Source organism: Haloimpatiens myeolchijeotgali (genome assembly GCF_042688525.2).
Lineage (GTDB): Bacteria > Bacillota > Clostridia > Clostridiales > Clostridiaceae > Haloimpatiens.
This window is the reverse complement of record NZ_JBHWAB010000002.1, coordinates 125,622-147,366: the sequence shown is the minus strand read 5'-3', so window position 1 is coordinate 147,366 and position 21,745 is coordinate 125,622. Positions and strand designations below refer to the sequence as shown.

Annotated in this window: 21 protein-coding genes; 14 read left to right on the top strand and 7 right to left on the bottom strand. The window is 25.7% G+C overall.

The window, feature by feature from the left end:
• Positions 1 to 181 precede the first annotated feature (181 nt).
• From ACFIJ5_RS18540 to ACFIJ5_RS18530, 3 genes are read right to left on the bottom strand one after another with little or no spacing between them, the layout of a single operon-like run.
• A complete protein-coding gene (locus ACFIJ5_RS18540; protein WP_379809765.1) occupies positions 182 to 1,237 on the bottom strand; it encodes an ABC transporter permease subunit in 1,056 nt (351 codons plus the stop codon).
• Positions 1,230 to 2,120 (bottom strand): ABC transporter ATP-binding protein, encoded by an 891-nt coding sequence (locus tag ACFIJ5_RS18535; protein ID WP_379809764.1) that lies wholly within the window; start codon positions 2,118 to 2,120, stop codon positions 1,230 to 1,232. Before ACFIJ5_RS18535 ends, ACFIJ5_RS18540 begins: the two co-directional genes overlap by 8 nt.
• A 45-nt stretch (positions 2,121 to 2,165) precedes the next feature.
• On the bottom strand, positions 2,166 to 2,537 hold the full coding sequence (locus ACFIJ5_RS18530) for a GntR family transcriptional regulator (protein WP_379809763.1): 372 nt from the start codon (positions 2,535 to 2,537) through the stop codon (positions 2,166 to 2,168).
• Positions 2,538 to 2,837: 300 nt separating this feature from the next.
• Between ACFIJ5_RS18530 and ACFIJ5_RS18525 the strand changes: the two genes are divergently transcribed.
• Positions 2,838 to 4,010 carry a HipA domain-containing protein gene (locus tag ACFIJ5_RS18525; protein WP_379809762.1) on the top strand — a complete coding sequence of 391 codons (1,173 nt, stop codon included), beginning with the start codon at positions 2,838 to 2,840 and terminating at the stop codon, positions 4,008 to 4,010.
• 497 nt (positions 4,011 to 4,507) lie between these two features.
• Here ACFIJ5_RS18525 and ACFIJ5_RS18520 read toward each other — a convergent pair whose 3' ends face one another.
• Complete coding sequence (locus ACFIJ5_RS18520; RefSeq protein ID WP_379809761.1) at positions 4,508 to 4,981, bottom strand: hypothetical protein; 474 nt, start codon at positions 4,979 to 4,981, stop codon at positions 4,508 to 4,510.
• Positions 4,982 to 5,185: 204 nt separating this feature from the next.
• Here ACFIJ5_RS18520 and ACFIJ5_RS18515 point away from each other — a divergent pair, with 204 nt between their 5' ends.
• The 3 genes from ACFIJ5_RS18515 (at position 5,186) to ACFIJ5_RS18505 (ending at position 7,042) form a co-directional block, all read left to right on the top strand.
• Entirely contained in the window at positions 5,186 to 5,743 is a 558-nt protein-coding gene (locus ACFIJ5_RS18515; RefSeq protein WP_379809760.1) for a hypothetical protein, read from the top strand.
• Between the two features lie 31 nt (positions 5,744 to 5,774).
• Positions 5,775 to 6,329 carry a hypothetical protein gene (locus ACFIJ5_RS18510; RefSeq protein ID WP_379809759.1) on the top strand — a complete coding sequence of 185 codons (555 nt, stop codon included), beginning with the start codon at positions 5,775 to 5,777 and terminating at the stop codon, positions 6,327 to 6,329.
• Between the two features lie 323 nt (positions 6,330 to 6,652).
• A complete protein-coding gene (locus ACFIJ5_RS18505; protein ID WP_379809758.1) occupies positions 6,653 to 7,042 on the top strand; it encodes a (deoxy)nucleoside triphosphate pyrophosphohydrolase in 390 nt (129 codons plus the stop codon).
• Positions 7,043 to 7,266: 224 nt separating this feature from the next.
• On the opposite strand, the gene ACFIJ5_RS18500 is transcribed toward ACFIJ5_RS18505, so the two are convergent.
• Positions 7,267 to 10,173, bottom strand: coding sequence for a DEAD/DEAH box helicase (locus ACFIJ5_RS18500; protein ID WP_379809757.1), 2,907 nt, complete (start codon positions 10,171 to 10,173; stop codon positions 7,267 to 7,269).
• Positions 10,174 to 10,535: 362 nt separating this feature from the next.
• On the opposite strand from ACFIJ5_RS18500, the gene ACFIJ5_RS18495 reads away from it, so the two are divergent.
• The 8 genes from ACFIJ5_RS18495 to ACFIJ5_RS18460 all read left to right on the top strand — a co-directional run bounded on the left by ACFIJ5_RS18495 (position 10,536) and on the right by ACFIJ5_RS18460 (position 18,943).
• Complete coding sequence (locus ACFIJ5_RS18495) at positions 10,536 to 11,423, top strand: ABC transporter ATP-binding protein (RefSeq protein ID WP_379809756.1); 888 nt, start codon at positions 10,536 to 10,538, stop codon at positions 11,421 to 11,423.
• Entirely contained in the window at positions 11,420 to 12,790 is a 1,371-nt protein-coding gene (locus ACFIJ5_RS18490) for a hypothetical protein (protein WP_379809755.1), read from the top strand. The genes ACFIJ5_RS18495 and ACFIJ5_RS18490 overlap by 4 nt, the downstream gene beginning before the upstream one ends.
• The gene (locus ACFIJ5_RS18485; RefSeq protein ID WP_379809754.1) at positions 12,787 to 13,479 is read left to right on the top strand and encodes a hypothetical protein; all 693 of its coding nucleotides are present in this window, start codon (positions 12,787 to 12,789) and stop codon (positions 13,477 to 13,479) included. The genes ACFIJ5_RS18490 and ACFIJ5_RS18485 overlap by 4 nt, the downstream gene beginning before the upstream one ends.
• A 152-nt stretch (positions 13,480 to 13,631) precedes the next feature.
• Positions 13,632 to 14,297, top strand: coding sequence for a response regulator transcription factor (locus ACFIJ5_RS18480; protein ID WP_379809753.1), 666 nt, complete (start codon positions 13,632 to 13,634; stop codon positions 14,295 to 14,297).
• Between the two features lie 6 nt (positions 14,298 to 14,303).
• On the top strand, positions 14,304 to 14,657 hold the full coding sequence (locus tag ACFIJ5_RS18475) for a hypothetical protein (protein WP_379809752.1): 354 nt from the start codon (positions 14,304 to 14,306) through the stop codon (positions 14,655 to 14,657).
• Positions 14,654 to 15,514, top strand: a complete 861-nt coding sequence (locus tag ACFIJ5_RS18470) for a sensor histidine kinase (protein WP_379809751.1) — start codon at positions 14,654 to 14,656, stop codon at positions 15,512 to 15,514. Before ACFIJ5_RS18475 ends, ACFIJ5_RS18470 begins: the two co-directional genes overlap by 4 nt.
• Before the next feature lie 112 nt (positions 15,515 to 15,626).
• Complete coding sequence (locus ACFIJ5_RS18465) at positions 15,627 to 16,310, top strand: ABC transporter ATP-binding protein (RefSeq protein ID WP_379809750.1); 684 nt, start codon at positions 15,627 to 15,629, stop codon at positions 16,308 to 16,310.
• A complete protein-coding gene (locus tag ACFIJ5_RS18460) occupies positions 16,307 to 18,943 on the top strand; it encodes an ABC transporter permease (RefSeq protein ID WP_379809749.1) in 2,637 nt (878 codons plus the stop codon). Before ACFIJ5_RS18465 ends, ACFIJ5_RS18460 begins: the two co-directional genes overlap by 4 nt.
• Before the next feature lie 25 nt (positions 18,944 to 18,968).
• On the opposite strand, the gene ACFIJ5_RS18455 is transcribed toward ACFIJ5_RS18460, so the two are convergent.
• A complete protein-coding gene (locus tag ACFIJ5_RS18455; protein ID WP_379809748.1) occupies positions 18,969 to 19,577 on the bottom strand; it encodes a hypothetical protein in 609 nt (202 codons plus the stop codon).
• 257 nt (positions 19,578 to 19,834) lie between these two features.
• On the opposite strand from ACFIJ5_RS18455, the gene ACFIJ5_RS18450 reads away from it, so the two are divergent.
• Together ACFIJ5_RS18450 and ACFIJ5_RS18445 are read left to right on the top strand one after the other, a co-directional pair.
• The gene (locus ACFIJ5_RS18450; RefSeq protein WP_379809747.1) at positions 19,835 to 20,272 is read left to right on the top strand and encodes a hypothetical protein; all 438 of its coding nucleotides are present in this window, start codon (positions 19,835 to 19,837) and stop codon (positions 20,270 to 20,272) included.
• A 100-nt stretch (positions 20,273 to 20,372) separates the two neighbouring features.
• The gene (locus ACFIJ5_RS18445; RefSeq protein ID WP_404661526.1) at positions 20,373 to 20,603 is read left to right on the top strand and encodes a M28 family peptidase; all 231 of its coding nucleotides are present in this window, start codon (positions 20,373 to 20,375) and stop codon (positions 20,601 to 20,603) included.
• A 161-nt stretch (positions 20,604 to 20,764) separates the two neighbouring features.
• Here ACFIJ5_RS18445 and ACFIJ5_RS18440 read toward each other — a convergent pair whose 3' ends face one another.
• Entirely contained in the window at positions 20,765 to 21,622 is an 858-nt protein-coding gene (locus ACFIJ5_RS18440) for a class I SAM-dependent methyltransferase (protein ID WP_379809746.1), read from the bottom strand.
• Positions 21,623 to 21,745 lie beyond the last annotated feature (123 nt).

Here is a 21,745-nt window from a genome sequence, read left to right as displayed (position 1 = left end):
TCCCTGTAACAATTACAAGGTATTTGTTTATATAACCTTTCATTTCAACACCTTCAATTCTATTATTATAAAATTATTATATCAAAATATTTACTACAGCGTCAAATAATTGATAGCTAGCTCAACTTTTATAGTGAAAAAATGTTGCCTAGCGAAGAAGAAACAAAACAATTTGAGTTTATTATTTACCCCATGAAAGCGTCTTAACTAAAATTTTAGAAATAAAATACCCAGCTATGCATCCTGTTATTGTGAAGAGCCAAAACATATTAAGATTACTTGAATATCCAAATCCCAAAATAGCTCCAATAAAAAGTCCTGCACATACTGTAAAGCCGCACATAAACACAGGCTCAAGTTTTTTGAATGCCAAAAGTCTTAAATTATATTCTAAATTTCTCTTCTTATAAAATACATAAGCTAGATATAAGAATAAACATGTTAATATAAATAGTATTACTAATTTTAATTCATAATTAGTATAATAAAAGGTTCTGAACATATCTTTCCCATTATCATACCACTCCTGTTGAGGAAAATTATATTGATAAATAGTTAGCCATGCTTTTAATTTTGCAAAGATTGAACATATATAATTATTTTCTTGAAATTCTATTGTTTTATATGCAATCTCATTTAATATTCCTATTATAAAATAAGGTACTAAAAGTATTATACCCCCTACTATACTTGATACTATACTGTTTCCCATGATTGTTTGCATAAACATTATAAAAGTAAAAATACACACATATTGAAACACATCTATAAAAAACCATTTAACTATATCAGAATATGGATTTAAAGTAGTGTCAATAGCATTTAAATTAGCAGCATAAAACAAGCTTAAAGCAATGTATGTTATTCCAAAACTTATTACTATACTAAAAGTTCCAACAATCCATTTATTAATTATTATCTCTTTTCTTGTAAATGGCATTGATGCTATAAATCCTTGTGTTTGACTATTCTTTTCACCTAAAAATAGAACTATAGCTAATAATATAATTATAAATACCATTACATAAAAATAAGAAAACCTTACAAAAAGTCCATTGTTAAACCATCTGTTAGTCCATATTTCTCCATTTTCTTTTATATTCATTTTATTTAGATTTAGCTCTGATATAACACCGAAAAATTTAAAATATAAAAGTATCAAAGTAGTTAAAATAGTAATATATTTTACATTTATCCATTCCTTATAGAAAAGGGATTTATTTATAATTTTATTCATGTTTTTCTTCCCCCTCTACTAAATATATAAAAATATCTTCAAGACTCATATCTACAACTTCTATGAAGTCAGCTCCCATATCATATAACTTTTTCTCAAAATCTTTTGTGTAATTTTTAGTTACTATATAGTTTACCCTTCCTATATTTTCAACTTTAATTACATTATCAAGTAAAGATAAATCTTTCTTTGGAACTTTATTATCTTTAAAAACTACTTGAAGTTTTTTTATACTGTTCTTAACCTGTTCCATAGAGTTTATAAGTTTCATTTCACCATTTTTTATAATCGCTATATTATCACAAATTCTTTCAATATGATCTAGATAATGTGATGAAACAAACACGGTTACCTCTTTTAAAGCTACTTCATCTAAGATAATATTTAAAACTTCTTTTTGGACCACAGCATCAAGTCCTGATGTTGGTTCATCTAATATTAAAACCTGGGGCTGTATACTTAAATTTAAAAGTAAAGAGGTCCTCATTTTCATACCTTTTGAAAGTTCTCTTATCCTTTTTCTCTCAGGTATTTTAAATTTTTTATTAAGCTCATAGAATCTTTCCATTGAGAAATTAGTGTAAGTTTTATTGTATAATTCCACAAGCTGACTCACTCTAAAGAATGAGAAATATTGATTTTCATCAGATACATATCCTATGATTTGTTTTACATTGTTATTATCAAAAACTTCTTCACCATTAATTTTAATGCTTCCTTCAGTAACCTTATAAATGCCTGTAAGACACTTTATAAGTGTAGTTTTTCCTGCACCATTTTCCCCAATTATTCCAAAGATACTTCCTTTGTTTACATGTAAATTTATATCTTTGATAATATATTTATCATCTATTTTTTTACTCACATTACTTATATCTATCAAAATACAAGCCTCCTTTTATATAACTTTTTTTATGAAGACTCCTTTTTAGAATTCTTTATAAATTTCATTCATAATTTCTATTAAGTCATCTTTTGAAACACCAATATAGTGTGCTTCTATAATTATTTTTTTTATATGTTCTTTCATTTCATTCATTTTTTCTTCATTCATAACAGGTTTATAATTTTGTGCCACAAAAGTTCCCTTCCCTCTCATAACTTCAATTACCTTCATTCTTTCCAACTCCTTATAAGCTTTACTTATAGTATTTGGATTGATTGTTATCATAGATGAAAGTTCTCTCACCGAAGGCAATTTGTCTCCGGGCTTTAATATGCCTTTAAGAATATCTTCTTTTATTTTTTCAATGATTTGTTCATAGATTGGTTTACTACTTCTACTATCAATCTTTATCAAGTTTTCACCTCCAATTTTGTAGTCTTGTTTACAATTTTGTATCAGCTTTCTAACAGCATTGATGTTTTGAATAATTTTACTGCAGCATAAAATCTTTATTAGTTAACGTGTATTATGTGTACTATATTAAATAGTACACATATAATATAGCACTTTTTCTTTATTATGTAAATAGGGAAGATAGAGAATTTAAAAGAGTTATTTCATTGTGGGTGTAGTAGTTCACATGATATACTTAATAAGTATACAAATAAAACAAAAATGGTGATAATATAAATGGGATAGAAAGGATGTGAGCTTATGAGTGAATTTTATGTTATGAATAAAGATACAGAGGTATTATTATTCAGTGATGAATTAAACATAAATGGTCAATATCCTATTTTAGAAGTATATAAAAAAGATATGATTCCATATATTTTAAAACATAATGTAGGTGATTTAAATACTTGGTTTAAAAGTAGAGTAATACCAACAAATAGAAATCATTTGGAAAAATTGCAAAAGGCTTTAGAGCTAAGTGAAAAACCAACTGCTTTAGATTATTTAAAAATAAATAATGGATTTAGTTTAAATGATAGTTATTGGATAAAACCTGTAGATACTAAATATATGTATCCTAATGATTTGTGTTGGACTAAATATAATTTATATGATAATAAATTTGAAGAGGCTTTAGGACTTGTAACCTTTTTTGGTAATGCTACTAGTTTAGGTGGTACAGTAAATACACCTAAGTTTTCATCACCAGAGCTTACAACACAAGGAGTTATGAATAAGGCATGGAGAAGGATAAATCATAAGCTTCTACTTTATAAAAGAGGTAATATAGGTGCTGCAAATTTGGATAAAGAACATTTTGCAGAAGGTATAGCAAGTGAAATAGGTAAAATACTGAAAGTAAATTGTATACCTTATTGGACAGATACATGGCATAATCAAAATTGTTCAGTATGTGAAATTTTCACAACTAAAAACATAGGATATTTGCCAATAAAATATTTTCTAGAAATCAAAACTGCAAATAGAACTAATTGGACATTTACAAATATTATAGATTGGCTTTTTGAAGAGTTTAAAAGAGATTTTTTAGATATGATAGTATTTGATTATATAATTGAAAATAAAGATAGACATTTAGGTAATTTTGGATTTCTTATAGATAATAATACTCAAAAATTAATATCATTTGCACCATTATTTGATCAAGGATATTCTTTAATGTCTAATGCTTTAGAAGATGATTTTAGTAAAAACTTAGCTCAGTATTCAGAGCACCATCCAAGTTTTAATACAAAAAATATGGCTTTAGCTCGTTATGTCGTAAATAAAGATAAAAAAAGATATAAACATTGGAGTAAAGTTTTAAGATTAGAATTAGATAATATAAATTGGTTTAATTGTCCTAAATGGTACAAAGAAGGTATAAAAAAATTAGTTCTTACTAGATGTGATATTATAGATTCTATTTAACATTATTTTTAGTACAACTAAAAGTTTATATTTCATCCAGAGATATATCCATGCCAGAAAGTGGACATGTCTCTGGATGAAATAGCATTTTCTCTATTTTGAGTACAAAAAAATCCTTCTACTTAGATTATAAAATCTATAACAGAGAATAGTGTCTTTTTGTTTTGATGTAAAATAAATAATTTCCAATAACTAATACTATCGTTTATATATTAATAACTCAACTTTCACAGGACAAAAATATTACCTAGCGAAGATAAATGGTATATTGCGTAAGAAACATTTGAACAAAGTTTACAAGTTCTTAGCTTTACGAATTTGAAAAAAGTTATTTTTTAATTACTGATTCCTATGGAATATTAATTAAAAAATCTTTTTTCAATAGGAGTAAAGCTTAGAACTTGTTACTGAAGTGAAAGGTTTCTGAGCAAGATATCATTTATCGCAGCGGTTGTTTTTCAACTGCGAAAGTTGAGTTAATGAATTTTTGTATATGATTAATTTTGTAAAAATTGCTTAATAAATTTCATATCAAATTTATCATTTACGATTTTATACCATTTAGTAGTATATTTATCACTAACTTCAATAAAATTTAAATCTTTATCATATATTTTTATGCTTAAGCTGTCATCATATCTAAAATATACATCTAAAATATACATGTCACCATAGTTATATGGTAACTTTTTTCTATATTCCATAATTTTTATTTTTTCTAAATAAGACAAAAATTTATTAATTTTATTTTTGTCTTTGCATATAATCTGCCTCCGCTTTCCATCTACCCTTGGAGTAAGTATTAGTGCCTCATCAAAACTATTTTCTTTATATTGACTTAATATCAAATCATTAAAAGATCCACTTTTAGGTAATATAATGTATATGATTGTACCAACTGCTAAAAAAATCAAAATAATACTAATAATTTTTCTTGAATTCTTCATCATAACACCTTCTATAATTTCCATATTAACATTTATAATCAATTTTAAACAAATAAAAATAGTCTATAAGTATTGATATTACTATACTTATAGATTATCCACTTCAATGCAGTATACTATTCGTTATGTTACATTATAACTATATATTCAATTATATCCTTTAATTTCTAAAAATGCTATAATTATATAAGATAGATATTACATAGATTATGTAAAGAAGGTGATTTAATGACTTTAAATTATACTATAACTAAAGAACAACTTTTAAACTTTCATGAGCAACATATTTTAAGTACTTTAAAATATAAAAAATTTTCAACTAAAATGAGAATATTATATTTCTTAATTAGTATATTGATTTTGGTATTAGTAGAATACAGGATAAAGTTTAAAGTTTTTATAGGTCTCATTATTGTAGGAATAATTATATTTGTTTTTAGAAAAAAGATATATATTAATAAATTTCATAATCAAATAGTAAAAGTATATTATGATCATAAGAAAAAATACTTATTTAATCAAATTACATTAGAGATTAATAATTCAGGTATTAAGTTAAATACTTCTATGAATTATGAATTAATTAAATGGAAAGGTATTAAAGATTTTAATATTATTGATAATAATATTTTCATAAGAACTTTTACTAAAGATAATGTATTTATACCTTCATATGCTATTAAATCACAAGAAGAATTAGAATTACTAAAAGATCTATTCTTTAAATATGGAGAAATAAAACCTAAATACAATTATCCTAGAGATATAGAGTTTATACTAAAATAACTATATTTTGATATATGGAAGGTGAGATTTAATGACATTTAATTATAGTATAACTAAAGAAGAATTTTTAAATTTTCATAAAAAATATGTTGTAAATACTATTCAATATAATAAGTTTTTTATTGAAAACTTAATAGGGTTAGTTTCACTTTTTTTAATTATGTTTATTTTTATATCCGCTAAATTTAGAATTTCTGTAATTATTGCTTTTGTTGGTTCTTCACTAATTTTTTTTATACTAAGAAAAAAATATTATTTAAATTCTCTAAATAAAAATGAATTCAAGAAATTATATTCATATCATAATTTAAAGTATTTATTTGCTGAAACTTTACTAACTATTGATAGTAGTGGTATTACAATAGATACTGTTTTAAATAAAAAAACAATTAAATGGAAATATATTAAGGATTTTTATATAGTTGATGACAATGTTATTATAAGAAGTTTTAGTGATTATGATATATTTATACCATCATCATCTATAAAATCAAAAGAAGATTTAGAATCATTAATAAATTTATTTGAAGAAAATGCTTCAATATATCCTGAATATAGTTATCCTATGGATATAGAGTTTATTTAAAATAAAGGAGTAGTATATGCATAAAATTATTGTTATTGTAGTTTTTTCTTTTTTAACTATAGAATATATAAAAAGATATATTTCAACTAAAAATATATTTAATTTATTAGCAACTATCCCTACCATAGGTGTAATTATTATGGAAACATTCCTCATGAATTATATTAATACAGATTTGGAAATTATAATTTCAATAAGCCTTTTTACTATTTTTTTAATTACTTCACATCTAAGTAAAAGGTGATTTGCTATTGAAAATCAACTAACAGGTAAAACTTCTAAATATGACATTTTTATGATAAACTTATTTGGAGGTGTTAATTATGAAAAAATTAGTAAAAGTTGTCGGTGCAATCATTGAAAATGAAAATAATGAAATACTATGTGCTCTTCGTTCTCCAAGAATGTCTCTTCCAAATATGTGGGAATTCCCTGGTGGAAAAGTAGAAAAAAATGAAACTTTGAAACAAGCTATAGAAAGAGAAATTAAAGAAGAATTATCTTGTCAGGTTGAATATATTTCTACTTTTTATGATAATACTCATGAATATGATAAGATTACAGTAAATTTAATTACTGTTAAATGTAAATTGGTTTCAGGAATACCTACTGCCAGTGAACATTCAAAATTAATATGGTTAAATAAAGAAAATTTACCTTCTTTAAACTGGGCTCCTGCAGATATTCCTACTGTAAACAAACTTTTTACTTAACAAAGCAATTAATTTATTCAACTTTCACAGATGAAAAATAGCCGATCCCTAAGAAGTATTTTTTACTGCTAAAGTTGAAGTTAATTTATTTTCAAAATAAATGTGTAAAGAGGCTGTATACTAAGAATAAATACTACAATATATTGTGCTAATTTAGAATTTGAAAAACAATATATCGTATGTAAATTTCTTAATGCTACAGCCCCACTAATATAAAATTGTTGCTATACCTTTTTAATGAACTCAGTATATAAACTTTGTGGCATTTTATTGTTTAGTTTCAAAATTACTGTTATAGGTTTTTCCCCTCTATACTTTATTACATCACCTTTTCCTATATAAATATAAGATTGAATAATCCCATCAATTTTTTTATATTTTCTTAAAAAAATATGCAAATTAACATTTCTTTCTTTATTATGTATAATATTTTTTCCTCTCTCAGAATCTTGTGATGTATTATTAGGACTTTGCCACTGAAAATGTTTATTATCTATAAATTTATCTTTATAATTGATACTTTCTTTAATGCCTTCTTCCTTATGTAAATCTACAAAAAGAAAGTATTCTTTTCCATTTGTTATAAGTCCACTACCTCTAAATGAACTGTGAATTTTAGTATAATTTGAAAGTAGTGCTGCATCCACCATATCATATTGATTATATAATTTAAAGAATGGTACTCCATAATAGTCACTTGAAAACTCTTTTTCATATCTCATAAGAGCGTAATTTATAATATCTTCAATATAACATCTATATTCTTTATTATATACTACTTTTTTAAACTCCCAAGTAGAACTTAAAACATCTCCTTTAATATCAAAACATTTAATATACCTTTTTATTTGAGATGAGTCATAATAATTTTGATTTAAACACTTAAAAGTATGAACAATGCTTTCTTCATCTACCTTTTTAATATATTTTAGTATTTCATCCTTAGCCTTACTTAATGTTATTTTTTCATGTTGTAAAAGATATTTTATTATACTAAATTCATATACTCTTTTTATGGGCAACTTATCTGTAAGCTCCTTTAAAATTTTAGAGAAAACCTCGTCTTTAAGTATTTTATCCAGTTCTTTATCTTTTTCCATTTTAAGTACAAAATCAAGATAGGTTTTTGCCTTATTTAAAAACTTTAAAGGATCTGGCGCCCCATCATATTTTATATAATCCGTAAGAAAATACGGTACTTTTCCTCCATTCATTTTCTTAAACTCTAAATATTCTTCTTTTAAATATTTCATAGAATTAAAATTTTCTTCATTTAGTTGTTCTAATATTCTATCTTGAGCGATTTTATCCATTTGAATATTTGTACATCCTGGTATATTACCAAACTGAGTTGCTACGGTTACCTTTAAACTATCTTTATCATAATATCTTGCCCCGTTTAAAGCTATAGCTATCAAAAATGCTTTTTTATGATTTCCTATAAAATCTAATACCGTTAAAAAAGTTTTCTCATTATGCTTTCTAAGTCCTCTACCTAATTGTTGTATAAATACAATAGGAGAACTTGTTGGTCTAAGCATTAGAACCAAATTGATAGAAGGTATATCAACACCTTCATTAAAAATATCTACTGTAAATATAACTTTTAAATTGTCTTTATCATCTTCTAATTTATTTATATATTTTTGTCTTTCTGAAGAAGAATTTTGTCCTGTTAAATATATACTTTTTATTCCTCTTTTATTAAATTCATCTGACATATATTTAGCATGTTCAATACTTGCACAAAATCCTATACACTTCAGTTTATCTCCATCATGACCATAGAAATTCATTTTTTCTATTATAAAATCCACTCTCTCATTAACCTTTAATCTTTTAACCACTTCATCTATATCCTGCAGCTTTACATCACTTAAATCAATACGTTCAATATCTGTTATCCCGAAATAATGAAAGGGAACAACTAACTCTTCTTCTAATGCTTCTCTAAGACGTACTTCTAAAGCTATATTATCATCAAAGACATCAAATATATTTTCTCCATCACATCTTTCTGGTGTAGCAGTCATTCCAAGTAAAAACTTAGGTTTAAAATAATCCATAATTCTTCTATAAGAAGAACTAGCAATGTGATGTGCTTCATCTATAATAATATATTCAAATTCATCCTTTTTAAAATTTTTAAGCTCATTGGTCATTGATTGTATAGTGGAAAATAAATAATCAGATTTTATTTCTTTGCTTGTACCAGTTAAAAGTCCTGTTGTTTTACTTTTATTTTTTACTAATTTTTTAAAAGTTTTTTCTGCACTTTTTAATATTTCTTCTCGATGCACCAAAAAAAGCATTTTTTTAGGATTAATATTTATAACATCAAATGCTGACATATATGTTTTCCCTGTACCTGTAGCTGCAATAACTAATGCTTTGTTTTGTCCTAATCTTCTTAACCTATCTAAATTCTCCATAGCCTTTTTTTGCATATAATTAGGTTTTATTAATTCATAATTACTAAACTCTAATGTTTTATTTTTCTCAGTCTTTTTAAGTTCTCTTAAGAAACTACTATAACTATTTAAAAAATCATTATTTACATCAGTAGTTACTTCCCATATTCTTAAATACTCTTCTAAAACCTCTAAAACAAAGTTGTCATCTTTTTTTGAAACAACTCTTACGTTCCATTCCACATTACTTTTTAAAGCTCTTTGCGTTATATTAGAGGATCCAATTATTATCTTATATTCTTCTTTATTTTCAAATATATATGCTTTAGTGTGAAACCCCTTTTCTTTAGTTGCAACAAAAACCTTCAAATCAATATTGCTAAACCTTTTTATGCGCTCAAGTGCCTTAGGTTCAGTAAAATTGAGATAAGTTGATGTTATTATTTTTCCACTAACCTTTTTATCATTAAGTTCTTTGAATGTATCTAATAAAAGTTGTAGTCCACTAAAGTTTATGAACGCTACACTAAAGTAGAATTTTTTGCATTCATTTAAACATTTTTTAAGCTCATTCAATAAATTCCCTTTTTCTGAATTTGATATTAATTTATTGTTAACTAAAAACTCTGTGTTTTCTATTTCTTTATGTTTAATATCATAATTAAGTTCATGATCAATTTCTTTTTCTTCTATATCTATTTTATCAACTATTGATTTCATATTATCCCTCATATCATTTTGTAAAATTATATCTATAAATATGCAATACTTAGAAACGACTCTAAGTTGATATCTTAATTACCATTTCTTGTTATATATTTGATTATAAAATTCCAAAATAAACATTTTTTATACATTAGTATTATATCATAATCGATTTCTTTAACTCATCCAAAATTATATTGTATTATTTTTACATATTTTCAAAAATAAGCACCCCTGGGGTGCTTTTATGATAATTTAAGGAATTTTTAAGGAATTTTTCAAGTTTATTTAAGACATTTAATTTATGATATTTATTGAGAGGTTAAATATATATTGAAGTAGATAGTTATTAGATAAAATAAAAAGGGGATAGTTTTATGATACAAATAACAAATCTTAATAAAAGTTATGGAAAAAAACAAGTTTTAAAGAATTTATCTTTAAACATTAATAATGGAGTATATGGACTATTAGGTGAAAATGGTGCTGGTAAATCCACATTAATGAAAATTCTTACTACATTAATACCTTATGATTCTGGTGAAATAAAAATTTTTAATCATTCTTTACCTAAGGAAGATGAGGAAGTAAGAAAAATATTAGGTTATCTACCACAGCATTTTGATTTCTTTCCTAATATCTCTGTTTATGATGCCATGGACTATTTAGCAGCATTAAAAAAACTTCCAATTGGTAAAAAAAGAGAAAAGGAAATTCTTGATTTGTTAGAAAAAACAAACCTTATAGAAAATAAAAAAACTAAAGTCAAACATCTCTCTGGTGGTATGAAACAACGGCTTGGCATTGCACAAAGTTTACTTTCTAATCCTAAAATTATAATTTTAGATGAGCCAACAGTTGGATTAGATCCTAAGGAGAGGCTGACATTTCGTAACCTTATAAATGAACTAGGAAAAGATAGAATTATACTATTATCCACTCATATTGTATCGGACATTTCAAGTTCCTGTGAAAACTTAGCAATATTAAAAAAGGGAAAGCTTTTATATGAAGGGGCAATAGCTAAGTTAGTAGAAAAAGTAACTGACATGGTTTATGTAATAGAAATTGAGGATAATGAACTTAAACAACTATCAAAAGAATTACAAGTTGTATCTATTCAAAGGCTAAATAATAAAGTTGAAGTAAGATTTATTTGTGAAAATTTAAAAGAAGGTTATAAAAAAGCTAAATTAGTTATACCAACACTTGAAGATGCCTATTTCTATATTTCTTTCTTGAAAAGTAGAGGAGGAGAAAAATGAGTGAATGTATAAAAAAATGGATTAAGATTAGTAACATTGAAGATTTAGGAAAGTTCAAATATATAATATTTTTAGTAATTGTATTTTTTAGTTTATTTGCTTTTCCAGAGTATGCTTTTGTATCTTTATTATTATATGTTGCTACATTAGGTTACCAAATGCTATCACTTCACAAAAGAAATAATGTGGAGGATCTACTTTTAACAAGTCATTTAAGTAAAACCTCCCTAATTTTATCTATGTTTTCAACTTGTATTTTGAGTTCATTATATATTTTACCACTTCTAGTTATAATTTTAATGATAAGATTTAATGCAAGCATAAAAATAGCTATTATAATTGCATTAATTGATTATCTATATGCAAATTCTATTGGAGTTTTAATAGGTAGTTTTGTAAAAAATCACTTAGCTGGTATTTCTATAATATTTGGTTATTTTGTTCTTCTAACAGGAGGTAGTTATTACCTTAGACAAGAGAATATAAGATACCTTTCAGTTTTGTTACAATTAAATGATATTAAGAACTTATATTGGTCAAATTTAATTGGGTTATTAGGATTTGCAATTTTATTTATTGCTCTTTCTATATTAATTTATGGTAAAAATAAAACAGCAGTTAAATTTACAATTGTATTAAGTATTACTGCTCTATTGATAATTGGTGGAAATTTTTATAATGATGTTAATATGAGAAAGGAAATAAAAAATACTCCATATTCAACTTTAAAAATAGAAAACAATGAAATTAAATATAGAAAAATAAATCCTAAATTGGCAAATAAAATTGGAAGAATAGTTTATTCATTTCAAGATAAAATTAAAGAATTTAATCTACCTATACCTTTTTATAAAGTTAATATAACAAAGGAAGTATATTTTTTCTATGATAAAGTTTCAGCAGTTACACCAAATAAGAATAATATATTGCAGATAAATATGTTACCATCTGCTGTGAACAACTTTAAATTAAGGCTATTTTTAGCAGAGCTAACACCAGCTATTATACAAACAAAATCAAACTATACAAATATTCAACAGGATATTATTGAATGTGTAAAATATGAACTTCAATATAAAACTATTATTAGTAATAAATATAATATTTTTACAGATTACGATATAAATAAAGCAAAATCAAAACATATAGAAAGAAAGAGATATTATTCACTTATATCTAAGGAATATGGAAAAAGTATAGATAAATTTATAAATTATATAATAGAAAAACATCCTGATAAATTAAAGGATATATATACTTTATGCATAATTGAAAATAAACCTAAAACACAAGAGGAATTTTATAATCTAGTTAACAAAATCTACCCTAATATTTTATACGAGTATAAGGGAGGGAATGTGAAATGAAAGAACTTTATACTTTAGTAAAAACAGACTTAAGAAATATATTAAAGCATAAGTTTACATGGGTATATATTATTTTTATGTTTCTTATTGTTGGAATAAAGTGTCCTATAAAATTATATAATGGAGATTTAAGTATATTATTTATGACTTTCAATACTCAAATGATGGATATCTTTTTTTCATTACCTCTCCTTATGGCTGTAACAATGAATGATTCAACAATGAAATTTATTCCTAATGTGCTTATTGTTAAGTTAGAAAATAGAAAATTATTTTTTTTATCTCAATCTATAGCTTATTTTTGTTTAACTATGATAATTATGTTATTAGGAAATCTAAAGGTTATAATTTTAACTGAGATTTATTCTGGCAATTATGCTTGGCTATATTTTTTTAGATATTTAGGTATATTTTCTATGAGATTATTTTTCTGTATTACATTTATTATTTTTCTTTGGGTTATGTTAAGAAAATTTATATTAGTACTTATAACATTTTTAATAATAACATTTACAAGTATAAATATTTCCAAACCTATATTTTCTATAGGATTTATCAGTGGTGTTTTTAATAAAATACTACTTTATAACGATAAAAGTATATGGATAGGTGGAATTATTCATATAGTTCTTGGCATTATTGTTATAGCTATATCTATTAATAAGTACGATAAAAAATTAGAAGTGTAAGTTTTTGTTAGAATTGTTTCTACAACCAAGTGTCCTAAAATATTAGATGTAAAGTAAACAGCTAATTATAGTAGTGTACGTAGATATATGATTATAACAATATTGGTAAGTAGTTTTTAGGCATTAAGCAGTAAAGTTAAGGAGGTTAGCAAATGATTAAGGTTTTTTTGATTGAGGATGATGAAACAATTACTTTGGGTATAAAATCATTTCTATTGAAAAATAGTTATACGGTTATCCATGCAGAAAATTTAGAAAAAGCAAGAGAGCTTTTTAAAACAGATATTGACATAATATTACTGGATTTAAATTTACCAGATGGTTCAGGTTTTGATTTTTGCCGTTATGTAAAAGAAATTAAGGACATTCCAATTATTTTTCTTACTGTAAGAGATGAAGAATGCGATATTGTAAAAGGACTAGATATGGGAGGAGATGATTACATAACCAAGCCTTTTAAATTAAGCGTTTTGCACTCTCGTATATCTGCTGTTTTACGAAGAACTGCGAAACAACAGATGCAAGAAGATGTTCTATGGTGTGGGGATATTAAAATGATTAAGTCACAAACAAAGGTATATAAAAATAATGTTGAAATGAAATTGACAACTGGTGAATATAAACTGTTACAACAACTACTAGAAAATAAAAACCGTACTTTAACACGAGAGGTTTTATTGGAAAAGTTGTGGGATATCAATGGAGAATTTGTAAATGACAATACATTATCAGTAGCCATGAAGCGTCTTCGCCAAAAACTTAAAAATCATATAATTATTAAAACTGTAAGAGGAATAGGCTATAGGTTAGAGGAGTAAAAAGATATGAATAAAAAGAAAATAACTATATATATAATTATTAGTTTTTTATGTATAACATTTTTTTGTATTATACTTGGAAATTTTATTTTTAAAAACACAGAGAAGCTTTTTTATAAAAAAACTGCACAACTTATATCTGTTGGTGTTAAGGCTAATCCTAATATTGAACAAACATTGGTATCATCTTTAAAAACTAATAGTATAACAGAAATTAATAAAGGTAAAAAAATATTAGAGCAATATGGATATAGTGAAGGATCTTTATATAGTTTTTATAATCACAGAAGTTTTTATATAGTTGTGGTTGGTATTTTGCTTTTGATTACTTTACTCTTTTTTGTTTTGGAATATCTTTGATATGGCTAAATCATATAAAGCGTAAACGTATCGATAATCTTGCAGAATATCTTTGTGCTATCAACGAAGGAAATTATAGGATCAAACCTGAAAAGAAAGAAGACGAATTCTCTATCTTAGAAGATGAATTATATAAAACAGTTGTGATGCTTAGAGAAAAACGAGAAAAAGAAAGGAAAGAAAAAGAAAACTTAACTAATTACCTTGCAGATATATCACACCAAATGAAAACACCACTTACTTCTATGTCACTTATGATTGAATTATTAGAAGACAGTACTATAAACAAAGAGGATGCTTTATATATTGAGCGTATTTCAGCTCAAATATATCGCCTTAATCATTTGGTTTCGTCACTTTTAATACTTTCTAAATTGGATGCAGGGGTTCTAACATTAGAGCGTAAATGTATTAATGTTTATGAACTCATATGTACTGCTATTGAGCCATTAATCATAATGATTGAAAGAAAGGAGCAACAACTTTTTATTGAAGAGAATAGTGATATAGTTTTTACGGGAGATTTTCATTGGAACAGTGAAGTCATCCTAAATGTAGTTAAAAACTGTGTGGAACATACACCCTGTGGAGGAGAAATATCAATAATGTATGAAAAAAACCCTATTTACACACAAATTACTATTGAAGATAATGGAGAAGGATTTGATAAGAAAGATATACCTCACTTATTTACTAGATTTTACAAAGGCAAAAATTCAGCTAAAGATAGTGTAGGAATTGGACTTGCTCTTGCTCAATCTATAGTTAAAAAACAAAACGGTGAAATTCGAGCAGAAAATAAAAAAATGGGGGAGCTCGATTTACAGTTAAGTTTTATTCAAATTAACTATAAATAATGTCACCGAGATGTCACTTAACCAATATATAATTAGGTTCAAAAGAAAAAAATAAGGACTAAAATGTTAAATATTATGGAAATAGCCTTTATTAAAGAAAGGGGAAAATAACTTGGAAATATTACGAACTGAAGATCTAACAAAAATTTATGGAAAGGGAAACACAAAGGTTACTGCACTTGATAATTTGAGCCTAAGTATAAATAAAGGAGAATTTGTTTCAATTATAGGAGCAAGTGGCTCAGGAAAATCTACACTTTTACATATGCTGGGTGGAGTAGATCGACCTACAAAAGGAAAAGTATATATTGAAGATACTGATATTGTATCGTTGAATGAGACACAACTTGCTTTATTTCGCCGTCGAAAAGTAGGACTAATTTATCAGTTTTACAATCTTATTCCTACTCTTAACGTTGAAAAAAATATATTACTGCCAATGTTATTAGATGGTAGAAAACCGAAAAAAGAACACTTTGATGAGATTGTAAAAATGCTTGGTTTAGAGAATAGACTTAATCATTTACCAAATCAGCTTTCAGGTGGTCAGCAGCAAAGGGTTGCTATTGGACGTTCTTTAATTTATCAACCATCAATTATTCTAGCAGATGAACCAACAGGAAATCTTGACAGAAAAAACTCTGAAGGAGTTCTTGAGATGTTAAAACTCTCAAATAAAAAATATAAGCAGACTATTGTGCTTATTACTCATGATGAAAAAATTGCTTTAGAGGCAGATAGAATGATTACTATAGAGGATGGGAGAATTTCTTCAGATGAGGTGATTAATAAATGAATATAATTAATGAATACACATTTCATCATTTGAAAAATAATAAGAGACATACAATCTCTATAATGATTGCTATTTCAATTGCCTCAGCACTTTTATGTTCATTATGCATATTTGGACATACTATATGGAAGGCTAAAGTGAAAACAGTAATTAAAAATACAGGTTATTGGCATGGAGAGCTAAGGGAGTCCGTTTCTGGAGATAAGATAAAATATATTAATGAAAATCCAGAAGTCAAAATGACTATGATAAAAGGACAGTGGGTCACTGCAAAACTTTCAAATACTAAACGTTCCTATCTATTAATGAGAGATGCAGACTCAAATTTTTGGAATGAAATGAGCTTAAAAAATACACTTATGGAAGGTAGATTACCTAAAGCTTATGGAGAAATTGTAGTATCCAAAGTATTTTTTGAGGATAATCCTTCATATAAAATAGGCGATAAAGTAGTTCTTCCTATTGGAAATCGAATGCTTGGGGACAAATTAATTGAAACTAATTCTCAGAAAAGAAAAGGAGAGTATTTCAAATCAACTGGAAAAAATACTTATACTATAGTAGGTAAGTTAGATGTTTCAGGTGTTTCTGCATATCCTGGGTATATTGCAATGGGGTACTTAGAGCGTTCACGCATCAAGCCTAATGATGAATTAACTGTTTATATTAATATGCAAAATCCTCGTAAAATTTATAAAACATTGCCTAAAATTGCAAAATCCATTGGATTCAAAAAAGATGAATACGGCAAATATTGTATTGTTTATAATAAACAATTGCTAAATTTATATGCAATTAAAGACAAAAATGAGATGGATATTACTTGTTTAATATTACCAATAATGATAATAGCAATGCTTTTACTGGTTATGGGTACATTTATTATCATTATTTATAATGCTTTTTCATTATCTGCTAATAGTAGAATAAAAGAACTTGGTATTTTAAAAAGCTTAGGCGCAACACCAAAGCAAATTAAATATTCAGTTTTATATGAAGGGCTATTACTGTGTATTCCTCAGATACCAATTGGAATAATTATAGGATATATATTTAGTAATGTTGTAGTTTCAAAAATAAATGGAATTCTTAGTGGTATAGAAGATTATAGTAATATAGAAATTTCTTTTTCTTGGTATGTAATTTCTTTTGCTATCATTATTTCACTTATTACCGTTTTAGTTTCTGCTTATATTCCTGCAAGAAAGGTTGCAAAAGTACCACCTATTGAATCAATAAGGCAAAATGATAATAAAATGAAATCTAAAAAACAAAAGTCACATCCAATTATAAAAAAATTATTTGGTATAGAAGGTGAATTAGCATTAGTACAGTTTTCTGCTAACAAAAGAAAATTTCGTACAGCCATTATATCTCTTTCTATGTGTTTTATTTTGGTTTCTGTATATTTTTGTATTACATCTACATATAATTATGCAATCTCAAGAAATGAAGAAAAAATTTACTATGATATGAGTCTTGATCTAAATATTACACATGAACCAAGTGATGAAATGATGAAAAAAATTCTAGGTCTTAATGAAGTAAAAGATAGTGTTGTTAGCAGAATGATACGTACTTCAACCTATGTTAAACCAGAGCAAGAGTCTACTGCTTTTTCTAGATTGGGAGGTTTTACAAGTATAAACTCATATAAATATAATGTATTGAATAAAAATGGGAAGTATAGGATTATTGTGAATTTAGTTGGATTGAGTAACATGTCATTTGAAAAATATTGTAAAAAAATTGGAGCTGATGCTAAGGCATATTATAAAGAAGGAGTGCCAAAAGGAGTATTATTAGATAGTACATATCATAGGTCCAATACTTCAAAAACTATAGAAAAAATACCAATGTTAAATGTTAAGAAAAACGATAAGCTGCTTATAAATGAGAAAATTGCAGATTATATGAATACAGATTATAATTTCAATGTAAAAGTTGGAGCTGTTACAGAGGTTTCACCATGTGATTTGGATTCAAATAGATATAGTGTAGCATTTATTGTACCTATGAAAGTATATAAAGATATAACTGATAATTTTAAATCTGAACATTTACTTTCAAGAAAAAAAATGAAAATTGATTTAGTGGTTGGTGATAAGGCAAGTTCTCAAGTTAAGAAAAAATTAACACAAATTTGTAGTTATTATCTCGGTTCTGAAGATTTTAATATATGGAGCCTATTAGAAGAACAAAATAATCGAAAACTTAAAGAAATGTCTGTGAAAAGTACTGTTTTAGCTATAGCTTTAATGATTGGAGCCATTGGAATAGTTAATACTTTTTCTACTGTCAGTAATAATCTTAAACTCCGCAGAAGAGAATTTGCTGTATTTCGTTCAACTGGACTAACTCCAAAAGGAATAAATAAAATGTTATTACTAGAAGGAATGTTCTTTGTGATAAGGCCAATTCTCATTAGTATTCCATTTTTATTCTTAATTTGTTGGTTAATGTTGAGGATAACATTAGTTACCTGGACTGAATTCATGCTCTTTTGCCCAATTTTAGAAATTCTAATTTATACTGCTATTATGATTTTATGTATTGCACTTTCATATAAATTTTCATCAAAATCTATTAAAAATGATACTATAATAGATGCAATTAAAGACAAAACAATATAAAATAAGCACCCTTAGGGTGCTTTTATTAACCAAATTCATGTCCTGGTATTCCGTTATTAACGAAAGTTTTACCTTCCAATGGATCAAATCCAGATACCTCCATATCTGTTACAACAGGATATGCATTATGATAGTTTGGAAATGTAAAATGAAGGGTATAATTCTTTCCATAAAAAGCAGCTTCTGTTCCATTTCCTGTAAAAACGGCTGTATTAGTAAGAAAAATAACTTTTTTGTCTTTTGTTTGCTCATTTACTAGATAGACAGTAAAATCAAAAGAAGTATCCGTTATATTAGAAATAACAACTTCATAGAAGGTTGTCAAGATATGATCTCCAAAGCAGCTATCATCAAAATAGGCACCTTCATATAATTGAACTTTACTGTTTACTTTAGCTGTTTGTGGAGAAGTACTATTTTTATTATTTTCATCTTTTTCTAATTTTTCAGTTGGATTTACTTTTTTAGAAGAATTTTTTGATATTTCTTTTTTTGCGTCCTGTGATATTGAAGAGCTTTTCTTATTGTCAGAATCATTTAGACATATATTAATAGAACAACCAACTAATATATTTGAAAATAATAAGCATAAAATAACAAGAATAATTTCTTTTTTAAAAAATTTTACTTTCATTATATACAAAACCCTTTCTTCAAAAATTATTATTTTGTTTTTAAAAACATTAGCTACATAATGTAGCTACTTCTGTTTTGCTATTGTCTTTAAGGTAAGTCTATTATAGTATAAAAATATGAAATATTTTCTAAAGTATTAAAGTTAATACTCCTATGATATTTTAAATATTTTTCATTAAAATTTATTTTTTTATATTTTTGAAATAATGTTACAATATATATGTTAAATATTATTTAAATAAAGAGGCGAATAATATGAAAAAGAAATTTATATTAATTATAATTGCATTAAGTATATTAACAATTGGTTTTTTTATTAAAAATACTAATCATAATTTAGTAACTAAACAAGAATTTTATAATTTTATAAAGGAAGCATATATAACCCCAAATGGTTATACTAAAGAAATATCTAAACATATGCCGAGAGAAATATTCGATAAAGTTAATGCATTTGAAACATATAGAGGTAATTCAACATTTAAAAAGCCATATAAAATAAATATGTTTGAATTAAAATTGACTTCAAAAAGAACAATATTAAAAAAAACATATTTAAATATGATCTATTCTGTTTCAGTATGTGATGCTAATAATAAAGAAATAGGCGGTTCTTGGAATATTCCAGTAAAATATATTATCAAAAAAGTCAATAATACTTGGTATATTTTTGATAAGCAAGAAGAGGCTTAAATAGGGTGATAAAACGGTATCTGTCACCAGAGGAAAATTCAATTATATAAAATGTAAAAGTAAAATTTCTGATAAATTATATGATAGTATGAAAGCTTGTATGATAAAAAATAAAATCGCGTTTTCTGATGCACAAGTAAAAAGATCAGTAAGCGATTATAAAAGTTTTGAAGAAAAGTCAATTCCTAACATTAATATAGAACAAGAATATATAAAAAAATTTATTCATAAGCCTACTGATACTCCTGATATTATAGATTGTAAACAAATTGAGCAAATTTCAAATGCTATATGTGATTTTATACAAAATAATAATGGTAAATCTTTTTAAAAAGACAAAGATGATTAGATGAAGTGGTTCATATTAAAGATAAATATCTAGCTAGAACTATAAAAATACTAATATTAAAAGTGAGAACATACATATATTTGATTTACACAAATCTATGTATGTTCCTCGAAAAAAAGGAATCTATCAAATTCATATTATGTTCATTTTGCGCGTTGAGCTTGAATTATGCAATAACGCTGAGTATCGCCTGCCGCAGGAATTAAATCATATGGATTTTCTGCCCATACAGCTTTAGCTACAACCGTTGATATAATATTTTCAAAACCTGCATTTCTCAAATCATTAATCAAATATTCTTCAACCAAACCTCGTTCAAGACCTTTGCTTTGGGCAAGCTCAAAGCTTTTACTGTTTTTTTCAATATAATTGCCTTGAATGATGATTTTGCCATTAGGTTTAAGTATTCGATACAATTCTTTTACAACCTTATCACTCTCCGGAATATTTCCAAATGCGGCTAATGAAGTAATGTAATCGAAGCTTTTATCCTTTATTGACATATATCTACCATCAGTTGCTACATAGAATACTCTATGATTATCTGTTTGCTTTAATTTTCTCGTCCACATTAATATGTGTTTATCTATATCAGTGCAAACAATAGAGAAATTTTTATTATTTGAGTTGAGCATTTTTTGAAGCATGCTGCCCATTCCCGTAGAAAGGTCACAAACAGTACCTGAAAAACCTTCAATCAAGCTGTCCATGTACTTACGCTGCATTTTTTGTGCCTCAAGCGTTTCTTTATTTTTATGTGCATTATAATCTTTAATAGAGGCATTATCATTATCTTTCTGTTTTGTAGCTTCAATATCGTTTTCAATCATATCATCTGTTATTTTCCACAATATCTCCTGATTACTTGACAATTTTGGAGAAACAACATTAAAAACGCCGTGCTCATAAGAGTATTTATTTCCACATTTCGTACATTCTAATTTTTCAGACAAGTCACATTTGCATAAAGGACACATGAGTAAATCTTGGATTTTTTTCATTAAAATTTTACCTCCTATATATAAATAATTTGAATATAAATTAACTTCATAAATGACTATTTATCTGTATATTATATAAATAACATTTACTTCACCTTTTAATATAATTACAAATCAGCTTAT

Coding starts and splice junctions, on each gene's coding strand:
- ACFIJ5_RS18495 (WP_379809756.1), top strand. CDS start 10,536: ATGATACAAATAACAAATCTTAATAAAAGTTATGGAAAAAAACAAGTT.
- ACFIJ5_RS18510 (WP_379809759.1), top strand. CDS start 5,775: ATGACATTTAATTATAGTATAACTAAAGAAGAATTTTTAAATTTTCAT.
- ACFIJ5_RS18460 (WP_379809749.1), top strand. CDS start 16,307: ATGAATATAATTAATGAATACACATTTCATCATTTGAAAAATAATAAG.
- ACFIJ5_RS18445 (WP_404661526.1), top strand. CDS start 20,373: ATGATAAAAAATAAAATCGCGTTTTCTGATGCACAAGTAAAAAGATCA.
- ACFIJ5_RS18480 (WP_379809753.1), top strand. CDS start 13,632: ATGATTAAGGTTTTTTTGATTGAGGATGATGAAACAATTACTTTGGGT.
- ACFIJ5_RS18440 (WP_379809746.1), bottom strand. CDS start 21,622: ATGAAAAAAATCCAAGATTTACTCATGTGTCCTTTATGCAAATGTGAC.
- ACFIJ5_RS18520 (WP_379809761.1), bottom strand. CDS start 4,981: ATGGAAATTATAGAAGGTGTTATGATGAAGAATTCAAGAAAAATTATT.
- ACFIJ5_RS18515 (WP_379809760.1), top strand. CDS start 5,186: ATGACTTTAAATTATACTATAACTAAAGAACAACTTTTAAACTTTCAT.
- ACFIJ5_RS18540 (WP_379809765.1), bottom strand. CDS start 1,237: ATGAATAAAATTATAAATAAATCCCTTTTCTATAAGGAATGGATAAAT.
- ACFIJ5_RS18450 (WP_379809747.1), top strand. CDS start 19,835: ATGAAAAAGAAATTTATATTAATTATAATTGCATTAAGTATATTAACA.
- ACFIJ5_RS18455 (WP_379809748.1), bottom strand. CDS start 19,577: ATGAAAGTAAAATTTTTTAAAAAAGAAATTATTCTTGTTATTTTATGC.
- ACFIJ5_RS18490 (WP_379809755.1), top strand. CDS start 11,420: ATGAGTGAATGTATAAAAAAATGGATTAAGATTAGTAACATTGAAGAT.
- ACFIJ5_RS18505 (WP_379809758.1), top strand. CDS start 6,653: ATGAAAAAATTAGTAAAAGTTGTCGGTGCAATCATTGAAAATGAAAAT.
- ACFIJ5_RS18485 (WP_379809754.1), top strand. CDS start 12,787: ATGAAAGAACTTTATACTTTAGTAAAAACAGACTTAAGAAATATATTA.
- ACFIJ5_RS18475 (WP_379809752.1), top strand. CDS start 14,304: ATGAATAAAAAGAAAATAACTATATATATAATTATTAGTTTTTTATGT.
- ACFIJ5_RS18525 (WP_379809762.1), top strand. CDS start 2,838: ATGAGTGAATTTTATGTTATGAATAAAGATACAGAGGTATTATTATTC.
- ACFIJ5_RS18500 (WP_379809757.1), bottom strand. CDS start 10,173: ATGAAATCAATAGTTGATAAAATAGATATAGAAGAAAAAGAAATTGAT.